At 62.7% G+C, this 19,780-nt stretch carries 19 protein-coding genes; 14 read left to right on the top strand and 5 right to left on the bottom strand.

Annotation, left to right across the window (positions count from 1 at the left end; all coding sequences use genetic code 11):
- Positions 1–36: 36 nt before the first annotated feature.
- From oxc to AC1RQP_RS20255, 3 genes are all read left to right on the top strand, one after another.
- Positions 37–1,770, top strand: a complete 1,734-nt coding sequence (oxc, locus tag AC1RQP_RS20245) for an oxalyl-CoA decarboxylase (protein WP_492938270.1) — start codon at positions 37–39, stop codon at positions 1,768–1,770.
- 64 nt (positions 1,771–1,834) lie between these two features.
- Complete coding sequence (gene frc / locus AC1RQP_RS20250) at positions 1,835–3,112, top strand: formyl-CoA transferase (protein WP_492938271.1); 1,278 nt, start codon at positions 1,835–1,837, stop codon at positions 3,110–3,112.
- Positions 3,113–3,594: 482 nt separating this feature from the next.
- Positions 3,595–3,912 (top strand): DUF1648 domain-containing protein, encoded by a 318-nt coding sequence (locus AC1RQP_RS20255; RefSeq protein ID WP_492938272.1) that lies wholly within the window; start codon positions 3,595–3,597, stop codon positions 3,910–3,912.
- A 132-nt stretch (positions 3,913–4,044) separates the two neighbouring features.
- Here AC1RQP_RS20255 and AC1RQP_RS20260 read toward each other — a convergent pair whose 3' ends face one another.
- The 3 genes from AC1RQP_RS20260 to AC1RQP_RS20270 all read right to left on the bottom strand — a co-directional run bounded on the left by AC1RQP_RS20260 (position 4,045) and on the right by AC1RQP_RS20270 (position 5,455).
- Entirely contained in the window at positions 4,045–4,434 is a 390-nt protein-coding gene (locus tag AC1RQP_RS20260) for a GNAT family N-acetyltransferase (protein WP_492938273.1), read from the bottom strand.
- Between the two features lie 250 nt (positions 4,435–4,684).
- Entirely contained in the window at positions 4,685–5,071 is a 387-nt protein-coding gene (locus AC1RQP_RS20265) for a nuclear transport factor 2 family protein (protein ID WP_492938274.1), read from the bottom strand.
- A gap of 69 nt (positions 5,072–5,140) precedes the next feature.
- The gene (locus tag AC1RQP_RS20270) at positions 5,141–5,455 is read right to left on the bottom strand and encodes a hypothetical protein (RefSeq protein WP_492938275.1); all 315 of its coding nucleotides are present in this window, start codon (positions 5,453–5,455) and stop codon (positions 5,141–5,143) included.
- 256 nt (positions 5,456–5,711) lie between these two features.
- Between AC1RQP_RS20270 and AC1RQP_RS20275 the strand changes: the two genes are divergently transcribed.
- From AC1RQP_RS20275 to AC1RQP_RS20290, 4 genes are all read left to right on the top strand, one after another.
- On the top strand, positions 5,712–6,401 hold the full coding sequence (locus AC1RQP_RS20275; protein WP_492938276.1) for a hypothetical protein: 690 nt from the start codon (positions 5,712–5,714) through the stop codon (positions 6,399–6,401).
- A gap of 152 nt (positions 6,402–6,553) precedes the next feature.
- Positions 6,554–6,997, top strand: coding sequence for an SRPBCC family protein (locus tag AC1RQP_RS20280; RefSeq protein ID WP_492938277.1), 444 nt, complete (start codon positions 6,554–6,556; stop codon positions 6,995–6,997).
- A gap of 288 nt (positions 6,998–7,285) precedes the next feature.
- The gene (locus AC1RQP_RS20285) at positions 7,286–8,572 is read left to right on the top strand and encodes a serine hydrolase domain-containing protein (RefSeq protein WP_492938278.1); all 1,287 of its coding nucleotides are present in this window, start codon (positions 7,286–7,288) and stop codon (positions 8,570–8,572) included.
- 142 nt (positions 8,573–8,714) lie between these two features.
- A complete protein-coding gene (locus AC1RQP_RS20290; protein ID WP_239622506.1) occupies positions 8,715–9,164 on the top strand; it encodes a c-type cytochrome in 450 nt (149 codons plus the stop codon).
- Between the two features lie 27 nt (positions 9,165–9,191).
- Here the strand turns inward: AC1RQP_RS20290 and AC1RQP_RS20295 are convergent, their stop codons facing one another.
- Positions 9,192–10,505, bottom strand: a complete 1,314-nt coding sequence (locus AC1RQP_RS20295; RefSeq protein WP_239622505.1) for an Hsp70 family protein — start codon at positions 10,503–10,505, stop codon at positions 9,192–9,194.
- 139 nt (positions 10,506–10,644) lie between these two features.
- Positions 10,645–11,850 carry a zinc metallochaperone GTPase ZigA gene (zigA, locus tag AC1RQP_RS20300; RefSeq protein ID WP_492938279.1) on the bottom strand — a complete coding sequence of 402 codons (1,206 nt, stop codon included), beginning with the start codon at positions 11,848–11,850 and terminating at the stop codon, positions 10,645–10,647.
- Between the two features lie 259 nt (positions 11,851–12,109).
- On the opposite strand from zigA, the gene AC1RQP_RS20305 reads away from it, so the two are divergent.
- The 7 genes from AC1RQP_RS20305 (at position 12,110) to AC1RQP_RS20335 (ending at position 19,746) form a co-directional block, all read left to right on the top strand.
- The gene (locus AC1RQP_RS20305) at positions 12,110–12,250 is read left to right on the top strand and encodes a hypothetical protein (protein WP_492938280.1); all 141 of its coding nucleotides are present in this window, start codon (positions 12,110–12,112) and stop codon (positions 12,248–12,250) included.
- Positions 12,251–12,712: 462 nt separating this feature from the next.
- Positions 12,713–13,720: a Bug family tripartite tricarboxylate transporter substrate binding protein gene (locus AC1RQP_RS20310; RefSeq protein WP_492938281.1), complete on the top strand. Its 1,008-nt coding sequence runs from the start codon at positions 12,713–12,715 to the stop codon at positions 13,718–13,720.
- Between the two features lie 102 nt (positions 13,721–13,822).
- On the top strand, positions 13,823–14,320 hold the full coding sequence (locus AC1RQP_RS20315) for a tripartite tricarboxylate transporter TctB family protein (protein ID WP_492938282.1): 498 nt from the start codon (positions 13,823–13,825) through the stop codon (positions 14,318–14,320).
- A gap of 43 nt (positions 14,321–14,363) precedes the next feature.
- A complete protein-coding gene (locus AC1RQP_RS20320) occupies positions 14,364–15,863 on the top strand; it encodes a tripartite tricarboxylate transporter permease (RefSeq protein ID WP_035676542.1) in 1,500 nt (499 codons plus the stop codon).
- Between the two features lie 395 nt (positions 15,864–16,258).
- Positions 16,259–17,548: an oxalate/formate MFS antiporter gene (gene oxlT / locus AC1RQP_RS20325; RefSeq protein WP_492938283.1), complete on the top strand. Its 1,290-nt coding sequence runs from the start codon at positions 16,259–16,261 to the stop codon at positions 17,546–17,548.
- 261 nt (positions 17,549–17,809) lie between these two features.
- Complete coding sequence (gene oxlT / locus AC1RQP_RS20330; RefSeq protein WP_492938284.1) at positions 17,810–19,132, top strand: oxalate/formate MFS antiporter; 1,323 nt, start codon at positions 17,810–17,812, stop codon at positions 19,130–19,132.
- 185 nt (positions 19,133–19,317) lie between these two features.
- Positions 19,318–19,746, top strand: coding sequence for a CBS domain-containing protein (locus tag AC1RQP_RS20335; RefSeq protein ID WP_028180493.1), 429 nt, complete (start codon positions 19,318–19,320; stop codon positions 19,744–19,746).
- The last annotated feature ends 34 nt before the right edge of the window (positions 19,747–19,780 follow it).

A 19,780-nucleotide genomic window follows, 5' to 3' on the forward strand; every position in this document is an offset into this window, starting at 1 on the left:
ACTCGCCCCAGTACTGAGACCAGGGAGACAAGGCCCATGCTGAATACCGCGACCAAGTCCGAAGCACCGGGCACCGAGCAGGAACTGACGGATGGTTTTCATCTCGTCATCGACGCGCTCAAGCTGAACGGCATCAACACCATCTATAATGTGCCGGGCATCCCGATCACGGATTTGGGCCGCATGGCGCAGGCCGCCGGTATTCGCGTGGTCTCCTTCCGCCACGAGCAGAACGCCGGCTACGCCGCAGGCATTGCCGGCTATCTCACCAAGAAGCCCGGCGTCTGCCTCACGGTCTCGGCGCCCGGCTTCCTCAACGGTCTCACCGCGCTCGCGCATGCCACCACCAACTGCTACCCGATGATCCTGGTCTCGGGCTCCTCCGAGCGCGAGATCGTCGATCTCCAGCAGGGCGACTACGAGGAAATGGACCAGCTCGCGATCGCGAAGCCCCTGTGCAAGGCGGCCTATCGCGTGCTGCACGCCCAGGACATCGGCATCGGTTTCGCCCGCGCCATCCGCGCCGCGGTCTCGGGCCGTCCGGGCGGCGTCTATCTCGACCTGCCGGCAAAGCTGTTCGGCCAGGTGATGAACGCCGAGGCCGGCCGAAAGTCGCTGGTCAAGGTGATCGACGCGGCGCCCGCGCAGATCCCCTCGCCCGCTTCGGTCAAGCGCGCGCTCGACGTGCTCAAGAGCGCGAAGCGTCCGCTCATCATCCTCGGCAAGGGCGCGGCCTACGCGCAGGCCGACGAGGAGATCAAGAGCTTCGTCGAGAACTGCGGCGTTCCCTTCCTGCCCATGAGCATGGCCAAGGGTCTCCTCCCCGACACGCATCCGCAGTGCGCCGGCGCGGCCCGCTCGACGGTGCTGAAGGACTCCGACGTCGTGATGCTGATCGGCGCGCGGCTGAACTGGCTGCTGTCGCACGGCAAGGGCAAGAGCTGGGGCGAAGCGCCGAAGAAGTTCATCCAGGTCGACATCGAGCCGAAGGAGATGGACTCCAACGTCGAGATCGTCGCGCCCGTCGTCGGCGACATCGGCTCGGTCGTCTCCGCGTTCAACCAGGCGCTTGCGTCGGGCTGGACCGCCCCGCCCGCCGAATGGACCAAGGCCGTGTCAGCCAAGCGCGAAGAGAACGTCGCCAAGATGGCGCCGAAGCTCATGAACAACAAATCGCCGATGGATTATCACGGCGCGCTCGGGGTGCTGAAGAACGTCATCAAGGAGAACCCCGAGGCGATCCTCGTCAACGAGGGCGCCAACACGCTCGACCTCGCCCGCGGCGTCATCGACATGTACCGCCCGCGCAAGCGTCTCGACGTCGGCACCTGGGGCGTGATGGGCATCGGCATGGGCCAGGCGATCGCAGCCGCGCTCGAGACCGGCCACCCCGTGCTCGCAGTGGAAGGCGACTCGGCCTTCGGCTTCTCCGGCATGGAGGTCGAGACCATCTGCCGCTACAACCTTCCGATCTGCGTCGTCATCTTCAACAATGACGGCATCTATCGCGGCACGGACGTGAACAACGCCAACGCCGACCCGGCGACCACGGTGTTCGTCAAGGGCGCGCGCTACGACAAGATGATGGAGGCCTTCGGCGGCGTCGGCGTCAACGCGACCTCGCCCGACGAGCTCAAGCGCGCCGTGAACGAGGCGATGGCGTCCGGCAAGCCGACGCTCATCAACGCGGTGATCGATCCGGCCGCAGGCTCGGAGAGCGGCCGCATCGGAAACCTCAATCCGCAGAGCGTTCTGCAGAAGAAGAAGTAAGTCCACCCCTCAACCCTTATTCCCTGCCGGGTGCAGGGGCAGACAAAGAGTACGGAGCAACACGATGACCAAAGCGCTCGAGGGCGTTCGCATTCTCGACTTCACCCACGTCCAGTCCGGACCGACCTGCACGCAGCTGCTGGCATGGTTCGGCGCCGACGTGATCAAGGTGGAACGCCCGGGCGTGGGTGACATCACCCGCGGCCAGCTGCAGGACATCCCGAACGTGGACAGCCTGTATTTCACCATGCTCAACCACAACAAGCGCTCGATCACGCTCGACACCAAGAACCCCAAGGGCAAGGAGGTCCTCACCGAGCTGATCAAGAAGTGCGACGTGCTGGTGGAGAATTTCGGCCCCGGCGTGCTCGACCGCATGGGCTTCCCCTGGGAGAAGATTCAAGCGATCAACCCGAAGATGATCGTCGCCTCGATCAAGGGCTTCGGCCCCGGACCGTACGAAGACTGCAAGGTCTACGAGAACGTCGCGCAGTGCACCGGCGGCGCCGCCTCCACCACCGGCTTCCGCGACGGCGTGCCGCTCGTCACCGGCGCGCAGATCGGCGATTCCGGCACCGGCCTGCATCTGGCGCTCGGCATCGTCACCGCGCTCTATCAGCGCACCCACACCGGCAAGGGCCAGCGCGTCACCGCGGCGATGCAGGACGGCGTGCTCAACCTCTGCCGCGTCAAGCTGCGCGACCAGCAGCGCCTCGCCCACGGGCCGCTCAAGGAGTACAGCCAGTTCGGTGAAGGCGTGCCGTTCGGCGATGCCGTGCCGCGCGCCGGCAACGATTCCGGCGGCGGCCAGCCCGGCCGCATCCTGAAGTGCAAGGGCTGGGAGACCGATCCCAACGCCTACATCTACTTCATCACCCAGGCCCCGGTCTGGGAGAAGATCTGCGACGTGATCGGCGAGCCCTCCTGGAAGACCGATCCGAACTACGCCAAGCCGGCGGCGCGCCTGCCGCGTCTCAACGAGATCTTCGGCCGCATCGAGCAGTGGACGATGACCAAGACCAAGTTCGAGGCAATGGAGATCCTCAACAAGGACGACATCCCCTGCGGCCCGATCCTGTCGATGAAGGAGATCGCCGAGGACCAGTCGCTGCGCGCGACCGGCACCGTGGTCGAGGTCGACCACCCCACCCGCGGCAAGTACGTCTCGGTCGGCAACCCGATCAAGCTGTCGGACTCTCCGAGCGATGTGCAGCGCTCCCCGCTGCTCGGTGAGCACACCGACGAGATCCTGCGTTCTGTGCTGGGCTTCAGCGACCATCAGGTCGCCGAGATCCACAAGTCCGGCGCGCTCGACCCGCCGCAGAAGCAGGCCGCGGAGTAAGCTGGACCGCATTGACGAGATGAAAGGGCCGCCCGAAGGGGCGGCCCTATTTGCTTGCGAAGGCGCGAGGTCGGGGGTTCAAACCAAAAAGTGGAAAAACAACCCCATGCACAGTAGCCATCTCATTGGCCCGCAACGATATTTCTGATTCGACGAAAAATTTCTGACCCGTCGGGCAAAACAGGGGTATTGTGCCATCGTGGATGTCATGCCGGGAGTGCACATCGGGGCGCTGGCTGCTGCAGATCGGAGCGGCTCCCCGACCATCCCCGTTCGCGGAAGGGGCTGCAGAGGTCTGGAGTCCAAGGGCGATCGCACGTCAGCGCGAGGCGCAAGGACGTCAGCTATGGGCGAGAAGCAGTCATCGCCGCCGATCAATCCACCAGCAACCATAAGGAGTGGATGCGGGCCGTTCCATCTCAACAAGAATGGATTGCCTGGGTATCTTGGTAATCTCGGCTGGCGTTTCGAGGGCGGAAAGCATGGTACCAGCAGACTACGTCTTTGGCTTCGCTATCGCGTTGGTCGTCGGGTTAAACCTTTATCTTGGCCCGCGTATTCAAAGCGAACGCGTCGCTATGCAATGGGGGTCTACCGGCGAGCCAACTTGGTACGCTCCAAAATGGCTCGCTATGTGGGGAATGATTGCCTTTATGGCGGCCGTCCGGTTGTTCATTTGGCTGGCTTCGACATATGCGCCGCAGCACGTCCACGGTGCTGAATTAGGGATAGTCATCTTCTCGCTGATTGCCGCCGGTTCTCACCTGTTCGTTTTGATGAAGGCGAGCGCGACGCGCTGAACTGTCGCGCAGGTCGGTAACGGTCAATCGCGACGGTTGGCCCGGTTTAAGTTAGGTCCAGTCTACCCTTGACAGACGACATAGCCTCGACCGTGGCATGCGGCAGCGATGGGCCGATGAGCGACGTTCCGTTTAACTTTGACGTAGTTCCTTGACCAGCTTTGGCAGCATCCTTCCGGCTATTGAGCCGGACGGTGCAAAGCCATAATCTTCTGCGCCCATTCGCCTGTAGAAGGCCGCAGCATCCGGGTCAGCTTCGATCATCAGGCGATCAGCACCTCTGCTTGTTGCCATCTCGGTCGCCCAAACAAAGAGGGTTCTCCCTACGCCGCCACGAAGTATCGTCGGCTCAACAAACAGCTTGAGTAAATCTGCCTCACTTCCGACTATCTTTATCTGCGCAACGCCAACGACTTTGCCGTTCTCTTCTGCAACCGCAATCGACGTTGATCGCAAGTCGCTTAGTTCAATGGTGAGTTCCTTTCGGCACGCTTCCATGAAGTCGTTGTCGTAGCCCCACACTGCTTTCGACCTCAAGCACAATGCCGAGAGCGCTGGAAGCTCTTCAACTGTTGGCACTCTGAGGATACACGGCAAGCGGTTGGCTCCGGTGGCATCTAGCCATACTAACACTTCGGACAACCGGTGTCTCTTTTGGGTCAATCGCAGCGGTTTCCCGTTACACGTGCGACTTCCGGTCTTCCCCTGCACCCAGACATGTCGCTGCACTACGCCCACTGACGCAATGGGCCACATTCGAACATATGTGTCGTTAGGTTGACGAAGGTCCTTCAACAATCTTCCAGTACGAGTCCTTGCGGACCACCTCGTCCGCGCGAAAAGTGTAAAAGTCACATCCTCGGACTTCGATCTTTTTTCCTTCGCCTGTAGTGCCCGTTAGCGTCCATTTTGAAATTCCCGTGTTTGCCATCGTATCCACAAAATGCTCGGCGTCGCCGTAGTGAACATCCGGTAAGCCTTCAAAGCGCGTCGCGAGCCCGTCTCGTACGTTGCGTTTGCCCTCGAAGCGGGAGCCCCATGGCTTGCTTCCCCTCGGCATCTCCAAGACACAATCGTCAGCAAAGAACTCCATGATGGAATCCAAGTCGTGCGCGTTGAACGCTTCACACAGCGCCGTCAATTTCGATCGAATGTCCATCCTTCCCTCCATCGAGTTCTCGGAAGGGATACGATAACACAAGGGCACACAGGTGAGTTGAAGGGCCGATTAGACTTCTGGGAGCTTTGCGCCCGTGACAGGGTAGTCCTTCACGCCTATCAGGTCGAAATCGGCGCCGACCGATAAACGGCCAAGCGCCACATGCGTCGGCTCCGCCGCGCAAGGAGACCAGATCGCACCTGACAGCGCCGGATCGGCGTCGAGCAGCTGAATGCCCGCAGCCTCGGCCGGCGAACCAAGACAGCAGAGCGTGATGGCCAAAGCCCAGAGCGTGCTGCGCAACGGAAGCCCCTCTGATTTCCCGCAGGAATTGAACGAGAAACGGTAGCGGTATTGTGGCTTCGGCTCGCCGAGCGGGGACACTTGCCGCCGCCGTCGGTGTTCAGGCAAAGTGGCCGCAAGAAGTCAGGGCTATCGCATATGACTGGTTGCGGCCTGCGCGCACGCCTCGTCCTTCGAGACGGCGCTGACGCGCCTCCTCAGGATGAGGCTCATCGGCGTCAGTGCTCGTTGAAACTGCTGCCGCGCACTCATCCTGAGGAGCCCGCCTCAAGCGGGCGTCTCGAAGGATGGCCGCAAGGAAAAATGCGATAGCCCTGCGCAAGACAAGGAGGTCAGCATGTCACTGCTCGGCAAGGCCGCGGTCGCGATGTGGTGGAGCGTTCGCCCGGAGCAGCGCAGCGAGTTCGGCGACTGGCACTCGCATGAGCATTTTCCGGAGCGGATGAGCATTCCCGGCTTCCGGCGGGGATCGCGCTGGAGCAGCACGACGGATGCCGAGGGCTTCTTCGTGCTCTACGAGCTCGAGCAATACGAGGTGCTCACGTCGAAGGGATATCTCGACCGGCTCAACGCGCCGACGCCGTGGTCGAGGAAGATGATGCCGCATCATCTCGGCATGGTCCGCAGCCAGTGCCGGATCATCGCGAGCTTTGGCGGTGGCGTGGCGGCCTCGCTTGCGACCATCAGGCTGTCGCCAAACGTCGGGCGGGATGCGGAGCTGCAGGCGCACCTTTCGGACACGCTCGCCGCATTGGCACAGCAGCCAGGACTGACAGGCGCCCACCTCCTGCTCACCGACACGCCCCGGACGAGCGCGCCCACCACCGAGCAGCAGATCCGCGGCAAGGACGGCGCTGCCGACTGGATCGTGCTGCTGTCCGGTTACGATTCCGATGCCGTCGAGGACGTGGTCGCCGGACGACTCTCGCCGTCATCGCTTCACGCGGCTGGCGCTTGCGAAAACCCTGGAATTGGCCGCTACAGGCTGGCATTCACGATGACGTCTCAGGATGTCGCTGCCGTCTAGCAATCCGGCCGAACAAGACTCGAACAAAAAAATCCAAGTCGAACGAAAAAATCCATGGCGCCTGTCGGATCGGCGGCTTGCCCGTCGTCCTCGTGACATGAATGGGCCATAGACGCCAAACTCGGGCCCATCGATCACTGAGGACAACAACCATGCCCAACACCGTCCGCCTGCACCGCGTCCTGGCCACCAGGCCGGAGAAAGTCTATCGCGCCTTCCTGGAGGCCGATGCGATGGCGAAATGGCTTCCGCCGAACGGGTTCACCTGCACCGTGCATCATTTCGAGCCCAAGGTCGGGGGCACGTTCAAGATGTCGTTCCGGAATTTCACCACGGGCAACAGCCATTCCTTTGGCGGCGAATATGTCGAGCTCGTGCCCGGCGAACGCATCCGCTATACTGACAAGTTTGACGATCCCAATCTGCCCGGCCTGATCGAGGTGACCGTGATCCTGAAGAAGGTCTCGGTCGGAACCGAAATCGACATCACGCAGTCGGGCATCCCGGATGTCATCCCGCCGGAGGCCTGCTATCTCGGCTGGCAGGAATCGCTGCGGAATCTGGCCAGGCTCGTCGAGCCCGAGATCAATCAATAGGCTGGGCGCAATGGCTTTGAGCCGAGTCGACGTGAGCCGCAGGCTCGCTCAGCCTCCTCCGCTTGCGCAGCGCCATCGCATTTGAACGCGATTTCCCTGTGGCGGTCCTTCGCGACGCCCGCCATTGGCGGGCTCTCAAGGAGACCGCCACCGGGTCCGTGCGAAACGGTATCCGACGGCGGCGCGGCAGGCGCCCTCCCGCCTGCGTTGCAGGCGCTCCCCGCAGTCCGATGCCCCTTGTGCCGGTCGAGCGGAAGGCTACACTCGGGAGGAATCGGGAGGGGGTTGATGAAACCATTCCAGGCGTTGCGGATGATTGCCTGTGGCGCGCTGCTCGTTGCGGCCGCAACAGCTTCGGCCCGGGCCGAAGGGACTTTTGAAATTCCCGCGGGAGCACATTTCAACAAGGACAAGCTGGCAAAACTCGACGAGTTCTTCCGCAACGAAGTCGCGACGGGGAAGATTCCCGGAGCAATCCTGCTCATCCAACAGCACGGCAAGCCGGTTTATCACAAGTCCTTCGGCGTGCAGGATGTGGAGTCGAAGGCTCCGATCACCGACCATACCATCTTCCGCCTGTTCTCGATGACCAAGGCCATCACCAGCGTGGTTGCCGTGCAGATGATCGATGAGGGCAAGTTCTCCCTCGACGACCCGATCGCAAAATACATTCCGTCGTTTGCAAATGTGAAGGTCGGCGTCGAGAAGGCAGCCAGCGACGGTACCAAGACGCTCGAACTGGTACCGCCGAACCGGCCGCCGACGGTGCTTGACCTGATGCGCCAGACCTCCGGCGTCACCTACGGCTTCTACGGCGACAGCCTGGTCCGCAAGGCCTACAAGGCTGCCGATATCTATGCCGGCGATTTCGACCTCGCCGAGTTCGCCGAGCGGATCGCAAAACTGCCGCTGCACAATCAACCCGGCGCGCTCTGGCAGTATGGCCATTCCACCGACATCCTGGCGCGGATCATGGAAATCGCGTCCGGGAAGTCCCTGATCGAGGTCGAGAAGGAAAAACTGCTCGATCCGCTCGGCATGAAGGACACCGGCTTCTTCGTCGGCGACCCCGAAAAGCAGAAGCTGCTCGCCAAGCCGATGCCGAACGACAGCGATTTCCGGGTGGGCCGCGAAAACGATCCGACCAAGCCGAAAAAGATGATGTACGCCAGTGGCGGCATGGTCTCGACGATGGCGGACTACGCCCGCTTCGCTCAGATGCTGCTCAATGGCGGCACCTACGAGGGCAAGACGATTCTCAGCCCCAAGGCGTTCAAGCTGCTGACGACGGACCAGGTCGGGCCCGGATCGGGCGTCGAGCGGGACTTCTTCTACTTTCCCGGCGACGGCTTCGGCTTTGGGCTCGGCCTCGCCGTACGCACCGATCCGGGCAACGCCAAACCGCCGCCGCCAGGCAATCTGGGCGAACTGAAATGGGACGGCGCCAGCGGCTGCTATTTCGTGATCGACCCCAAGCAGGACATGTTCTTCGTCTTGCTCGAGCAGACTCCCTCGGAGCGCCAGCGCATCCAAAGGACCGTCAAGCAGCTGATTTATGAGGCCATGGAGAACTGACGACGTCACGTCGGCGAGCGAGCGACCGTGCAAAGTCATGTGCGCGCTTCGGTTCTGGCTGTGCGGTCTTGATGTGCGTCAAACTGTCTAAAGGGCAAAACGGCTAGGAGCAGGAGTCTTCCCTGCCGGCCTCGGAGGCGAGATGATGAGATCTGCTATCGGATGGTTGATCATTGCCGGTCTTGCCGCTGGTTTCGCCGCTGCCGCCAAGGCCGAAGAAGTTGACATCGGGAAGGCAGAATTTCTGTCTTCATGCGCGAGTTGTCATGGCGCCGACGCAAAGGGCAAAGGCCCGATCAGCGGCCAGCTCAAGACACCGCCTTCCGACCTGACCATGTTGGCCAAGAACAACAACGGGGTGTTTCCCACCAACGCCGTTTACGAGACCTTGTATGGGTCGAAATCAGTCCCGGCTCACGGAACGCGTGAAATGCCGGTCTGGGGCGAGCGGTTCAACCCCATCGTCAGCCTGCCTCACGCTGTCGATCCCACTTATTGGCAAAAGGCCGGGCCGCAGCAAAACCCGGAGGTCGTCGTGCGGACTCGCATTCTCGCCGTGATCGATTACCTGAACCGAATTCAGCAGAAATAGCGACCAAATAGCGCCGCTCGCCGCCTGCTACGCGACCTGACTTGCCGCCCAGCGATCCGGATCGGGACTATGCCCGATCAGCGCAAGCCCATAGGCGATCGACTCGAACTGATCGCCTGACATCAGCCGTTCGTTGCCGAACCGTTCAGCAAACAGTTTCCGGACGGCCGGCACAAAGGACGTGCCGCCGGTCAAGAACACTTTCTCGATCTCGCGCGCGGTGATGCCGGCCTCGCCCAGCACCTTGTCGACCGTCGCCCCCAACCGCGCGATATCGTCGGCGATCCAGGCTTCGAAATTCTTCCGTGTGATGGCCGCGCCGATATCGACGCCGCCGCCCTTGAAGCGGAAGTCCACCTCGTCCTGCGCCGACAGCGCGACCTTGGTGTCGGACACGGCGCGGTAGAGCGAAAAGCCGAGGTCGAGATCGACAATGGTGATGAAATCCTCGAGCAGATCAGGCTTCAGCGCAGTGCGCTGGAGCTCGCGGAGTTCGCGCAGATCGCCGTTGCTCTTCATCATCGCGAGCTGATGCCAGCGCGCGAGGTTGGTGTAGTGGCCGCTCGGAACCGGCAGCACCTTGTCGAATGAGCGAAAGCTGGAGCCTTTGCCGAGCCGCGGCGAGACGACGTGGTCGACGATGCGATAGTCGAAGGTGTCGCCGGCGATGCCGATGCCGGCATGGCCGAGCGGCTCGGCGCGAAGGCTGCCGCCGGCACGCGAGAAACGCATCACGGAGAAATCGCTGGTGCCGCCGCCGAAATCGGCAACCAGCACGGTGGCATCCCGCTCCAGCCGGCGCGCGAAGGAGAACGCCGCGCCGACGGGCTCGTAGACATAGCGCGCGTGACCGGCGCCGAGCCGTTCGAACGCGGCCCGGTAGCGCTGCATCGCCAGCGCCTCGTCGGGATTGCCGCCGGCGAAGCGCACCGGGCGACCGACCGTGATGTTGGCCGCCTCGAAGCCGAACTTCCCACCGCCATGGCGCGCCAGCGTCCGCAGGAACGCCGCCAGAATATCCTCGAACTTGTAGCGCTGCCGGAACACCTGCGTGGTGTTGAAGCTGCTGCTCGCTGCAAACGTCTTGAACGACTGAAGGAAGCGGTAGACGTGGCGGCCTTCGAGGAACTGCTCGATCGCCCACGGACCACCCTCGGCCTGGGCGCCGGCGCCGGGCCGGTCCTCCCAGAAGCACAGGGCCGACACGTAGACGCTGTGGCGCTGTCCGCCATGATCGAAGCGGATGGCCTCGACCCGGCGGTCGTCCGCCGCAATCGCGACGACCGTATTGCTGGTCCCAAAATCGATGCCGATCGAGACGGCGGGCGAGGCGCTCGACATGAACCACTCTGATGAAGGATTGGAAGGGGGCAGAGCACTAACGGCTTTGCCGTCCCCTTGCAAGACCTGGTCGGAGCAAGACCTGGCCGGAGATGGTCGCGCCCGGACCTTACGCCAAGGCTTTTGATATTCACGTCGATCAGCTGGATTGATCGCCTCGACGCCAGGCCGGAAACGGATCGGCGAGAGCGGACCATGCGGCGATGTCCATGGCGGACGTTTCCGGGACAAGACATGCGTCGAGCCTGCGGCGGATCTCGGCTTCGTCCATGCCGGTGCCGATGAACACGATCTCCTGGCGGCGATCGCCGTAGACCTTGTCCCAATACTGGCCGAGCCGCTTGCGAAAGGACTCATCGTTCGGCCAGCGCTCCTTTGGGACGCTCGCCCACCAGGAACCCAGCGCTTCGGTCCTCACGATCGCTCCGGCCTGGCTGATCTCGCCTAGCCATTGCGGCCGCGTCGCCAGCCAGAAATGACCCTTCGCCCGGATCACGCCGGGCCAGGCCCCTTTGACGAACTTGTCGAACTTCGACGGATCGAACGGCCGGCGGGCACGGTAGACGAAGTTCCTCAGGTCATATTCCTGCGTTTCAGGAACGTGGTCGGCGAAACCGTAGAGTTCCTTGTACCAGAGCGGGTGCTGCTGGGCCTTCTCGAAGTCGAACCGGCCGGTGTTGAGCACGCGGTCGAAGGGCACGCGGCTGTGATTGGCTTCGATGATGTCGGCTTCGGGATTCAACGAGCGGATGATCCGCCGTGCCGCCTCGCGCTGTTGCGGCGAGGCATCGTCCACCTTGTTGAGGATGATCACGTCGGCGAACTCGATCTGCTCCACGAGGAGATCGACCAGCGTCCGCTTGTCACCGTCCAACGCCTCGCCGCGCTCGCCGAGGAACTCGGTCGAGGAATAGTCCTTCAGCAGGTTGGCGGCGTCGACCACCGTCACCATCGTGTCCAGGTGGGCGATGTCGGAGAGGCTTTCGCCGTCCTCCGAGCGGAAATCGAACGTCGCTGCGACCGGGAGCGGCTCCGAAATGCCCGTCGATTCGATCAGCAGATAATCGAAGCGCCCGCTTTCGGCGAGCGCACGTACCTCCCTCAGGAGATCGTCGCGCAGGGTGCAGCAGATGCAGCCATTGGTCATCTCCACCAGTTTCTCATCAGTCCGCGAGAGGTTGGCACCACCATCGCGGACCAGGTCCGCATCGATGTTCACCTCGCTCATGTCGTTCACGATCACCGCTACTTTCAGGCCGTGCCGGTTGTTCAGGACGTGGTTCAGCAAAGTGGTCTTTCCAGCCCCGAGGAAGCCGGACAAGACGGTGACGGGGAGTTTGGGCATGGAGATCGAACAGCCTTTTGAGCGGGATGGGTCGAGGACGGCGAGACACGGCATCTCACTATGTTATGTTATAACATAACATTCTTGGTTCGGCGGGCGATGTCAAGGTGCCCGCCCTGGGCGCCTCACCGGCTATGCCGCAATGCGGAAGAACGAATGCTGCTATGCAAACAAGAGCATGGACGCTGGCATCTGGTATACATAAACTGCCTTTCGAAATGAGGCAGCAAGACTGACTGTCTCAAGAAAGGGATTTCCGATGTCCAAGACCGCCGCTTCCGTTGCCCTCGCCCCCTCCGCCTCGCTGTTCGCCCGCCTGATGGCCGCGATCGACAGCTTCCTGATGGCGAGCGCCGAGATTTCCAATCACAACGGCGACCTGCCGCGTTTCGGCCTGTAAGAAGGCCTTGTCCTCCCGCCGAACGGCGGGCTGACGGACCCCGCAAGACGCCAGGTTCGGTCAAATGGCCCCGCATGTTCGGGGCCATTTTCTTTTGCCGCCTTGCCTGGGCTTGTGACCGCAACTGCGACGATTCGTCCCTCCGGACCTCCGCCGAGCCGATTGTTTGTTCGCTGGCATCGCGCATACCATTGGACAAGCAAGAGCGATTGCACAATCCAAGGTGTAAGGCGGGGAAACGTAACGCAGGACGGGAACAGCCGAGGGCACACGCACCGCGAACCTTGGCGGAACCTTAGCCGAAAGGAGCGGATGCCGCGCGCTGTCCCTCCTCATACAGTTTCTATCGGGACTGCCAGGAGACATCGACCGCAATGGTGACACCAGGCATCTGAATCGAGATGGGCTGACGCAAGTCGACAAAGAGCGGCTGCGTTGAGGGTTCGACAGGGAGAGAAACAAATGAAGCCATCCGTTCTGAGTGTCGCTTTGGCGGCAATCGCGATGTCGTGCGCCAGCAGCACCGCAAGCCGGGCTGCCTGGGAGCCGGTCCGTCCGGTCGAGTTCATCGTGCCCGCGGGCACCGGCGGCGGCGCCGATCAGATGGCGCGCACCATTCAGGGCATCGTCACCAAGCACAACCTGATGAAGCAGCCGATGGTCGTCATCAACAAGGCGGGCGGCGCGGGCGGTGAAGGCTTCCTCGACCTGAAGACGTCGTCGGGCAATCCGCACAAGATCATCATCACGCTGTCGAACCTGTTCACGACGCCGCTGGCCACCGGCATTCCGTTCAACTGGAAGGATTTGACGCCGGTGGCGATGCTGGCGCTCGACGAATTCGTGCTCTGGGTGAATGCCGAGAAGCCGTACAACAGCGTCAAGGATTACGTCGACGCCGCGAAGAAGGCACCAAGCGGCTCGTTCAAGATGGGCGGCACCGGCTCCAAGCAGGAAGACCAGATCATCACGGTCGGCATCGAGAAGGCGATCGACGCGAAGTTCACCTACATTCCCTACAAGGGCGGCGGCGAAGTCGCCGTCCAACTCGTCGGCAATCACGTCGATTCGACCGTCAACAATCCGATCGAGGCGGTCGCGCAATGGCGCGGCGGCAAGCTGCGCCCGCTGTGCGTGTTCGACGCCCAGCCGATGGCCTATGACGAACCGATCGCCGACGGCAAGGCCTGGAAGGATATTCCGACCTGCAAGTCGCAGGGCCTTGCGATGGAATATCTCATGCTGCGCGGCATCTTCATGTCGCCCAAGGCCACGAAGGACCAGATCGAATACTATGTCGAGCTGTTCAAGAAGGTGCGCGCCACGCCGGAATGGCAGGACTTCATGAAGAGCGGCGCCTTCAACACGACCTTCATGACCGGAGCCGACTACGCCAAATGGGTCGAGGCGGAGGAGAAGCGCCACGAAGGCTTGATGAAGGAAGCCGGCTTCCTCGCATCGGGGAATTGAGCCGCGGCATCGACGATGGCTGAGGACGCTGCTCGTCCTCACGCCCGCCGCGACCGCGAAAGACTGCGTTTCCGCCTGGAGGCCCCATGACTGAACGATCCCATGACTGAACGATCCGGATCCGCATCCGGCCCGGCCCACAAGACGCTGGAAATCGGGATGGCGCTGCTGATCGGCGTCTTCGGCCTCGTCGTCATCTTCGGCAGCCTGAAGGCCGGCATCAACTGGGGCGCGGAGGGCCCGCGTGCCGGCTTCTTCCCCTTCTATATCGGCGCCGCCATCGTCGTGGCGAGCGCCATCAACCTCTGGCATGCGCAACGCGACGACGACGGCCGGCTGTTCGCGGAATGGGGACAGCTGCGCCAGGTCATGAGCGTCGTCGTGCCGACCGCGATCTATGTCGGCTCGATGCCGTTCATCGGCCTCTACGTCGCCTCGATGGTTTTCATCGCCTGGTTCATGCGCTGGCTCGGCGGCTATCGCTGGCTGACGACCATCGCGATCGCGGTCGGAATGCCGGTCCTGACCTATCTCGTTTTCGAGCGCTGGTTCCTCGTCCCGCTTCCCAAGGGTCCGTTCGAGGAATGGCTCGGCCTGTAAGGGCCGCGCCGTCATTTCCGTCACTGCTGCAGGACGTATCGATATGGAAGAGTTGGCCAATCTGTTTCACGGCTTCGCGGTCGCCCTGCAGCCCTACAACATCATGCTGATGATCATCGGCATCACGCTCGGGGTCATCATCGGCGTGCTGCCGGGGCTGGGGGGCGCCAACGGCGTCGCGATCCTGCTTCCCCTGACCTTCAGCATGCCGCCGACATCGGCGATCATCATGTTGTCCTGCATCTATTGGGGCGCATTGTTCGGCGGCGCCATCACCTCGATCCTGTTCAACATACCCGGCGAGCCCTGGTCCGTGGCGACCACTTTCGACGGCTATCCGATGGCGCAACAGGGCAGACCCGGCGAAGCCCTGACCGCCGCCTTCACCTCCTCCTTCGTGGGCGCGCTGTTTGCCGTCATCATGATCACGCTCGTCGCGCCGCTCGTTGCGGGCTTCGCACTGCGATTTGGTCCGGCGGAGAAGTTCGCGGTGTACTTCCTCGCTTTCTGCAGCTTCGTCGGCCTCAGCAAGGAGCCGCCGTTCAAGACCATCGCGGCGATGATGATGGGCTTTGCGCTCGCGGCGGTCGGCCTCGATTCGATCACCGGACAGTTGCGGCTGACCTTCGGCATCACGGAGCTGCTCAACGGATTCGACTTCCTGATCGCCGTGATCGGCCTGTTCGGCATCGGCGAGATCCTGCTGACCATGGAGGAAGGGCTGGCGTTCCGCGGCGGCAACGCCAGCATCAATCTTCGGGTGGTGCTGCAGACCTGGCGGGAATTGCCCGCCTATTGGATGACCTCGCTGCGCTCGTGCCTGATCGGCTGCTGGATGGGCGTCACGCCCGCCGGCGCAACGCCGGCCTCCTTCATGAGCTACGGCATCGCCAAGCGCCTGTCGCGACGCGGCAACAATTTCGGCAAGGGCGAGATCGAAGGCGTGATCGCGCCGGAGACGGCGGCACATGCCGCGGGCACCGCCGCGCTGCTGCCGATGCTCTCGCTCGGCGTGCCGGGCTCGCCGACCGCCGCCGTCCTGCTCGGCGGCTTGCTGATCTGGGGCCTGCAGCCGGGCCCGATGCTGTTCGTCGAGCAGAAGGAATTCGTCTGGGGCCTGATCGCGTCGATGTATCTCGGCAACCTCGCCGGCCTCATCGTCGTGCTCACCTGCGTGCCGATCTTCGCCGCGATCCTCCGCGTGCCCTTCGGCATCATCGCGCCGCTCATCCTGGTGCTCTGCGCGATCGGCGCCTATTCGGTGCACAACAGCACCTTCGACGTGATGCTGATGCTGGTGTTCGGCGTGCTCGGCTATCTCCTGAAGAAGTGCAACTACCCGCTCGCCCCGCTGGTGCTCGCCATCGTGCTCGGCGACAAGGCCGAGGAAGCCTTCCGCCAATCGCTGCTGGGATCGCAGGGATCGCTCGGGGTGTTCTTCTCCAACGGCCTCGTCAGCACGATCATGGCGCTCGGTCTGGTCGCCTTGTTCTGGTCCGCGATCCAGGAAGGCTATAGCCGGCTGCGCACGTCGATGGCGTGAGGCGCCGCGAGTCGGCGCCGCTTCCCTCGCCAAATTGCCGCAGGCCGGACTTCTGGAATATAGAATTCCAGGAATGGCGTGGTCAGCGACGGACCGCGCGTCGGCAGCGCGCGCGTGGAGAATCCCCAAACGCGCGGGCTTTCAACAGCGGTCTTGCGGCGTCGGAACGACGCGAAAATATACGCGGAATCAATCACTTGGACAGGATCAATCGCCACTTCCGCGCGCATGCCGGCAGCGATTGGGGCTTTACAATCCAGCCCTCATGGCGCATCTGAACAGGCCCGCGTTATTTCGCCGCACCTCCCGTCCGCCGCTTGAATCTTGGCATAATGAATACCAGGATGCGGACAGCGCATGCATAAAAATGATCGGCGCATTCGGGAGGGTTTTTAATGACGGACATGGTGCAGTCGGCAGCGGCCCCCAGTGCCGCACGCGTAAGCGATGCGTATCGCTGGGCGCAGTTGGCGATCGGTGTGATGGCGATGGTGATGATCGCCAATTACCAATATGGCTGGACGTTCTTCGTCCCCGACATCCAGAAGACGTTCGGCTGGGATCGCGCCTCGATCCAGTGGGCCTTCACCCTTTTCGTCTTGTTCGAGACCTGGCTGGTGCCGATCGAAGGATGGTTCGTCGACAAATACGGCCCGCGCATCGTCGTGCTGGTCGGCGGCGTGCTCTGCGCCATCGGCTGGGCGATCAACGCGCAGGCCACCTCGCTCAACGGCTACTATCTCGGCATGATCATCGCAGGCATCGGCGCCGGCGGCGTCTACGGCACCTGCGTCGGCAATGCGCTGAAATGGTTTCCGGACAAGCGCGGTCTTGCCGCCGGCATCACCGCGGCGGGCTTCGGTGCAGGCTCTGCGCTGACCGTCGCGCCGATCCAGGCCATGATCAAGGACAGCGGCTTCCAGACCACCTTCCTCTATTTCGGCCTCGGGCAAGGCATCATCATCTGCATCCTCGCCTTCTTCCTGCTCGCGCCGAAAGCGGGCCAGGTGCCGAACGTGGTGGCGAATGCCAATATCATCCAGACCCGCCGCAACTATCAGCCGACCGAGGTGCTGCGCCAGCCGATCTTCTGGCTGATGTACTTCATGTTCGTGATCGTCGGCGCGGGTGGACTGATGGTCACCGCGAACCTGAAGCCGATCGCGGTTGACTGGAAAGTCGACAGCGTGCCGGTGACGCTGATGGCGGTGACGATGACGGCGGTGACCTTCGCGGCCACCATCGACCGCGTGCTCAACGGCCTGACGCGTCCGTTCTTCGGCTGGATCTCCGACATGATCGGCCGCGAGAACACCATGTTCATCGCCTTCGGCATGGAAGGGTTCGGCATCTGGATGCTCTACCTCTGGGGCCACGATCCGATCTGGTTCGTGCTGCTCTCGGGCTTCGTGTTCTTCGCCTGGGGTGAGATCTACTCGCTGTTCCCCTCGACCTGCACCGACACGTTCGGCGCCAAGTTCGCGACCACCAATGCCGGCCTGCTCTACACCGCGAAGGGCACCGCCGCGCTGCTGGTGCCGATCGGCAACTACATGCAGCAATCGTCGGGCACCTGGGACAGCGTGTTCATCATCGCGGCCGGCGCCAACATCCTGGCCTCGCTGCTGGCGATCGCGGTGCTGAAACCCTGGCGCAAGGTCGTGGTCGCGAAATCGACCATCTGACCGCTCCACCGCAGTTCGCGCGGATACGACGCCCGGCCTCACGGCCGGGCGTTTTCGTTTGGCAGAAGACCGCCGCGATTGGCGGGATGCGGCCCGAACCCCCGCCGCATTTTGTGAGCGCGGAGCCAAGATAGGGCTTGCATTCTGGAATATCGTATACCAATCTCCGGGCGACGCCTGCGACGATAAGACACAACATTTGCGACATCAGGTCACCTTGGCAATCTGATGTACGCAAGACAGGCGCGTTGGGAGGTTCTGATGATTTCCAGCCCGGATGGCGCCGCCACCGCCGCGCCGCTTCGCACCGGCTTCCGTTGGCTCCAGCTCGGCATGGGCATCGTCTGCATGGCGATGATCGCCAATCTGCAATATGGCTGGACGCTGTTCGTCGATCCGATCGACGCCGCCCATCATTGGGGGCGCGCCGCGATCCAGCTCGCTTTCACGATCTTCGTGGTCACCGAGACCTGGCTGGTGCCGGTCGAGGCCTGGTTCGTCGACAAATACGGCCCGCGCATCGTCGTCATGTTCGGCGGCGCGATGATCGCGCTGTCCTGGATCCTCAACTCCTACGCCGACAGCCTCACCCTGCTCTATGCGGCCGCGATCATCGGCGGCCTGGGCGCGGGCGCAGTGTACGGCACCTGCGTCGGCAACGCGCTGAAATGGTTTCCCGACCGTCGCGGTCTCGCGGCAGGTGCGACCGCCGCCGGCTTCGGCGCGGGCGCCGCGCTCACGATCGTGCCGATCGCGAGCATGATCGCCTCGAGCGGCTACCAGCACGCCTTCCTCTCCTTCGGCATCGCCCAGGGCGTCGTCGTGTTCGTGCTCGCCTTCTTCATCCAGCCGCCGCGGATCTCGATTCCGCCGAAGAGGAAGCAGCTCAATCTGCCGCAGACCAAGATCGACTTCACCCCGCCGCAGGTGCTGCGCACCCCCGTTTTCTGGGTGATGTATCTCGTTTTCGTGATGGTTGCCTCGGGCGGCCTGATGACCGCGGCGCAGATCGGTCCGATCGCGCACGACTACAAGATCGCGAATAGTCCGGTAACGCTCGCCGGCTTCCAGATGGCGGCCTTGACGTTCGCGATCTCGCTCGACCGCATCTTCGACGGTTTCGGGCGTCCGTTCTTCGGCTGGGTCTCCGACACGATCGGCCGCGAGCCCACCATGTTCATCGCCTTCGGCACGGCTGCCTTGATGTTGCTGACGCTGTCGGCCTATGGCCACCTGCCGACCATCTTCGTGCTCGCGACCGCGGTCTATTTCGGCGTGTTCGGCGAGATCTACTCGCTGTTCCCCGCGACCTGCGGCGACACCTTCGGTGCGAAGTTCGCGACCACCAACAACGGCATGCTCTACACCGCCAAGGGCACGGCCTCGCTGCTCGTCCCGCTCGCAAGCGTGATCTCCACCGCCTATGGCTGGAAGGCCGTGTTCGTGGTCGCGGTGGCGCTGAACGCAACGGCGGCGCTGATGGCGCTGCTCGTGATCAAGCCGCTGCGCCGCTCCTTCATCCTCGGCAAGGAAGCCGAGAGCACCGGCGCCGCCACCGGCACTGCCAAAACCGAGACGGCGTAAGCACCACACAGATCGCATGCGTGAGAAGGGGCGCAGCGATGCGCCCCTTTTTCTTTGGTCTCTTTGGCTCAGGACAAACGGTCAGTATGGCTGTCGCAAGATTTTTCGGATCAGCCAAATCCAGCGCTTGACGATTGGCATTATGTATACCACACTTCTCCCGTCACTCACCCAGGGAGGTTGCAATGCTGGTCGGAGACATACTGCGCAAGAAGACGCCGCGCGTTGTCACGGTGCGTATGAACGAAACGGTGGGTATCGCGGCCAAGCTGATGCGCGCCAACAACATCAGCGCGCTGGTGGTGAAGGACGTGGTCCGCTCCGAGGGCAACACCGCGGTCGGCATGTTCACCGAGCGCGACGTGGTGCGCGCCGTCGCCGAGCACGGCGCGAACGCCGTCAATGTCAAGGTCTCGCAGCTCGTCTCGGTGCAGCAGCTCGTGTCCTGCACCTCCTCGGATCCGATCGAGCACGTCCGCCATCTGATGAACCGTCATCACATCCGCCATCTGCCCGTGATCGACGATTACAGCCTCATCTCCGTCATCAGCATGCGCGACATCGCCGCGGCCGTCGACGAGGCCCTCAACGGCACGCCGCAAGCCGCAGCCTAAAGCCCCCCCTCACGTCCAGCCACGGAAGAGCTGC

The sequence above is a fragment of the Bradyrhizobium sp. GW821-FHT13H06 genome, assembly GCF_058803975.1.

Bases quoted from the DNA above. Each gene is read 5' to 3' on its own strand.
- AC1RQP_RS20335 (WP_028180493.1), top strand. From the start codon at position 19,318: ATGCTGGTCGGAGACATACTGCGCAAGAAGACGCCGCGCGTTGTCACG.
- oxlT (WP_492938283.1), top strand. From the start codon at position 16,259: ATGACGGACATGGTGCAGTCGGCAGCGGCCCCCAGTGCCGCACGCGTA.
- AC1RQP_RS20315 (WP_492938282.1), top strand. From the start codon at position 13,823: ATGACTGAACGATCCGGATCCGCATCCGGCCCGGCCCACAAGACGCTG.
- AC1RQP_RS20305 (WP_492938280.1), top strand. From the start codon at position 12,110: ATGTCCAAGACCGCCGCTTCCGTTGCCCTCGCCCCCTCCGCCTCGCTG.
- AC1RQP_RS20280 (WP_492938277.1), top strand. From the start codon at position 6,554: ATGCCCAACACCGTCCGCCTGCACCGCGTCCTGGCCACCAGGCCGGAG.
- zigA (WP_492938279.1), bottom strand. From the start codon at position 11,850: ATGCCCAAACTCCCCGTCACCGTCTTGTCCGGCTTCCTCGGGGCTGGA.
- AC1RQP_RS20290 (WP_239622506.1), top strand. From the start codon at position 8,715: ATGATGAGATCTGCTATCGGATGGTTGATCATTGCCGGTCTTGCCGCT.
- AC1RQP_RS20265 (WP_492938274.1), bottom strand. From the start codon at position 5,071: ATGGACATTCGATCGAAATTGACGGCGCTGTGTGAAGCGTTCAACGCG.
- AC1RQP_RS20255 (WP_492938272.1), top strand. From the start codon at position 3,595: ATGGTACCAGCAGACTACGTCTTTGGCTTCGCTATCGCGTTGGTCGTC.
- AC1RQP_RS20310 (WP_492938281.1), top strand. From the start codon at position 12,713: ATGAAGCCATCCGTTCTGAGTGTCGCTTTGGCGGCAATCGCGATGTCG.
- AC1RQP_RS20320 (WP_035676542.1), top strand. From the start codon at position 14,364: ATGGAAGAGTTGGCCAATCTGTTTCACGGCTTCGCGGTCGCCCTGCAG.
- frc (WP_492938271.1), top strand. From the start codon at position 1,835: ATGACCAAAGCGCTCGAGGGCGTTCGCATTCTCGACTTCACCCACGTC.
- AC1RQP_RS20285 (WP_492938278.1), top strand. From the start codon at position 7,286: ATGAAACCATTCCAGGCGTTGCGGATGATTGCCTGTGGCGCGCTGCTC.
- oxc (WP_492938270.1), top strand. From the start codon at position 37: ATGCTGAATACCGCGACCAAGTCCGAAGCACCGGGCACCGAGCAGGAA.
- oxlT (WP_492938284.1), top strand. From the start codon at position 17,810: ATGATTTCCAGCCCGGATGGCGCCGCCACCGCCGCGCCGCTTCGCACC.
- AC1RQP_RS20295 (WP_239622505.1), bottom strand. From the start codon at position 10,505: ATGTCGAGCGCCTCGCCCGCCGTCTCGATCGGCATCGATTTTGGGACC.
- AC1RQP_RS20275 (WP_492938276.1), top strand. From the start codon at position 5,712: ATGTCACTGCTCGGCAAGGCCGCGGTCGCGATGTGGTGGAGCGTTCGC.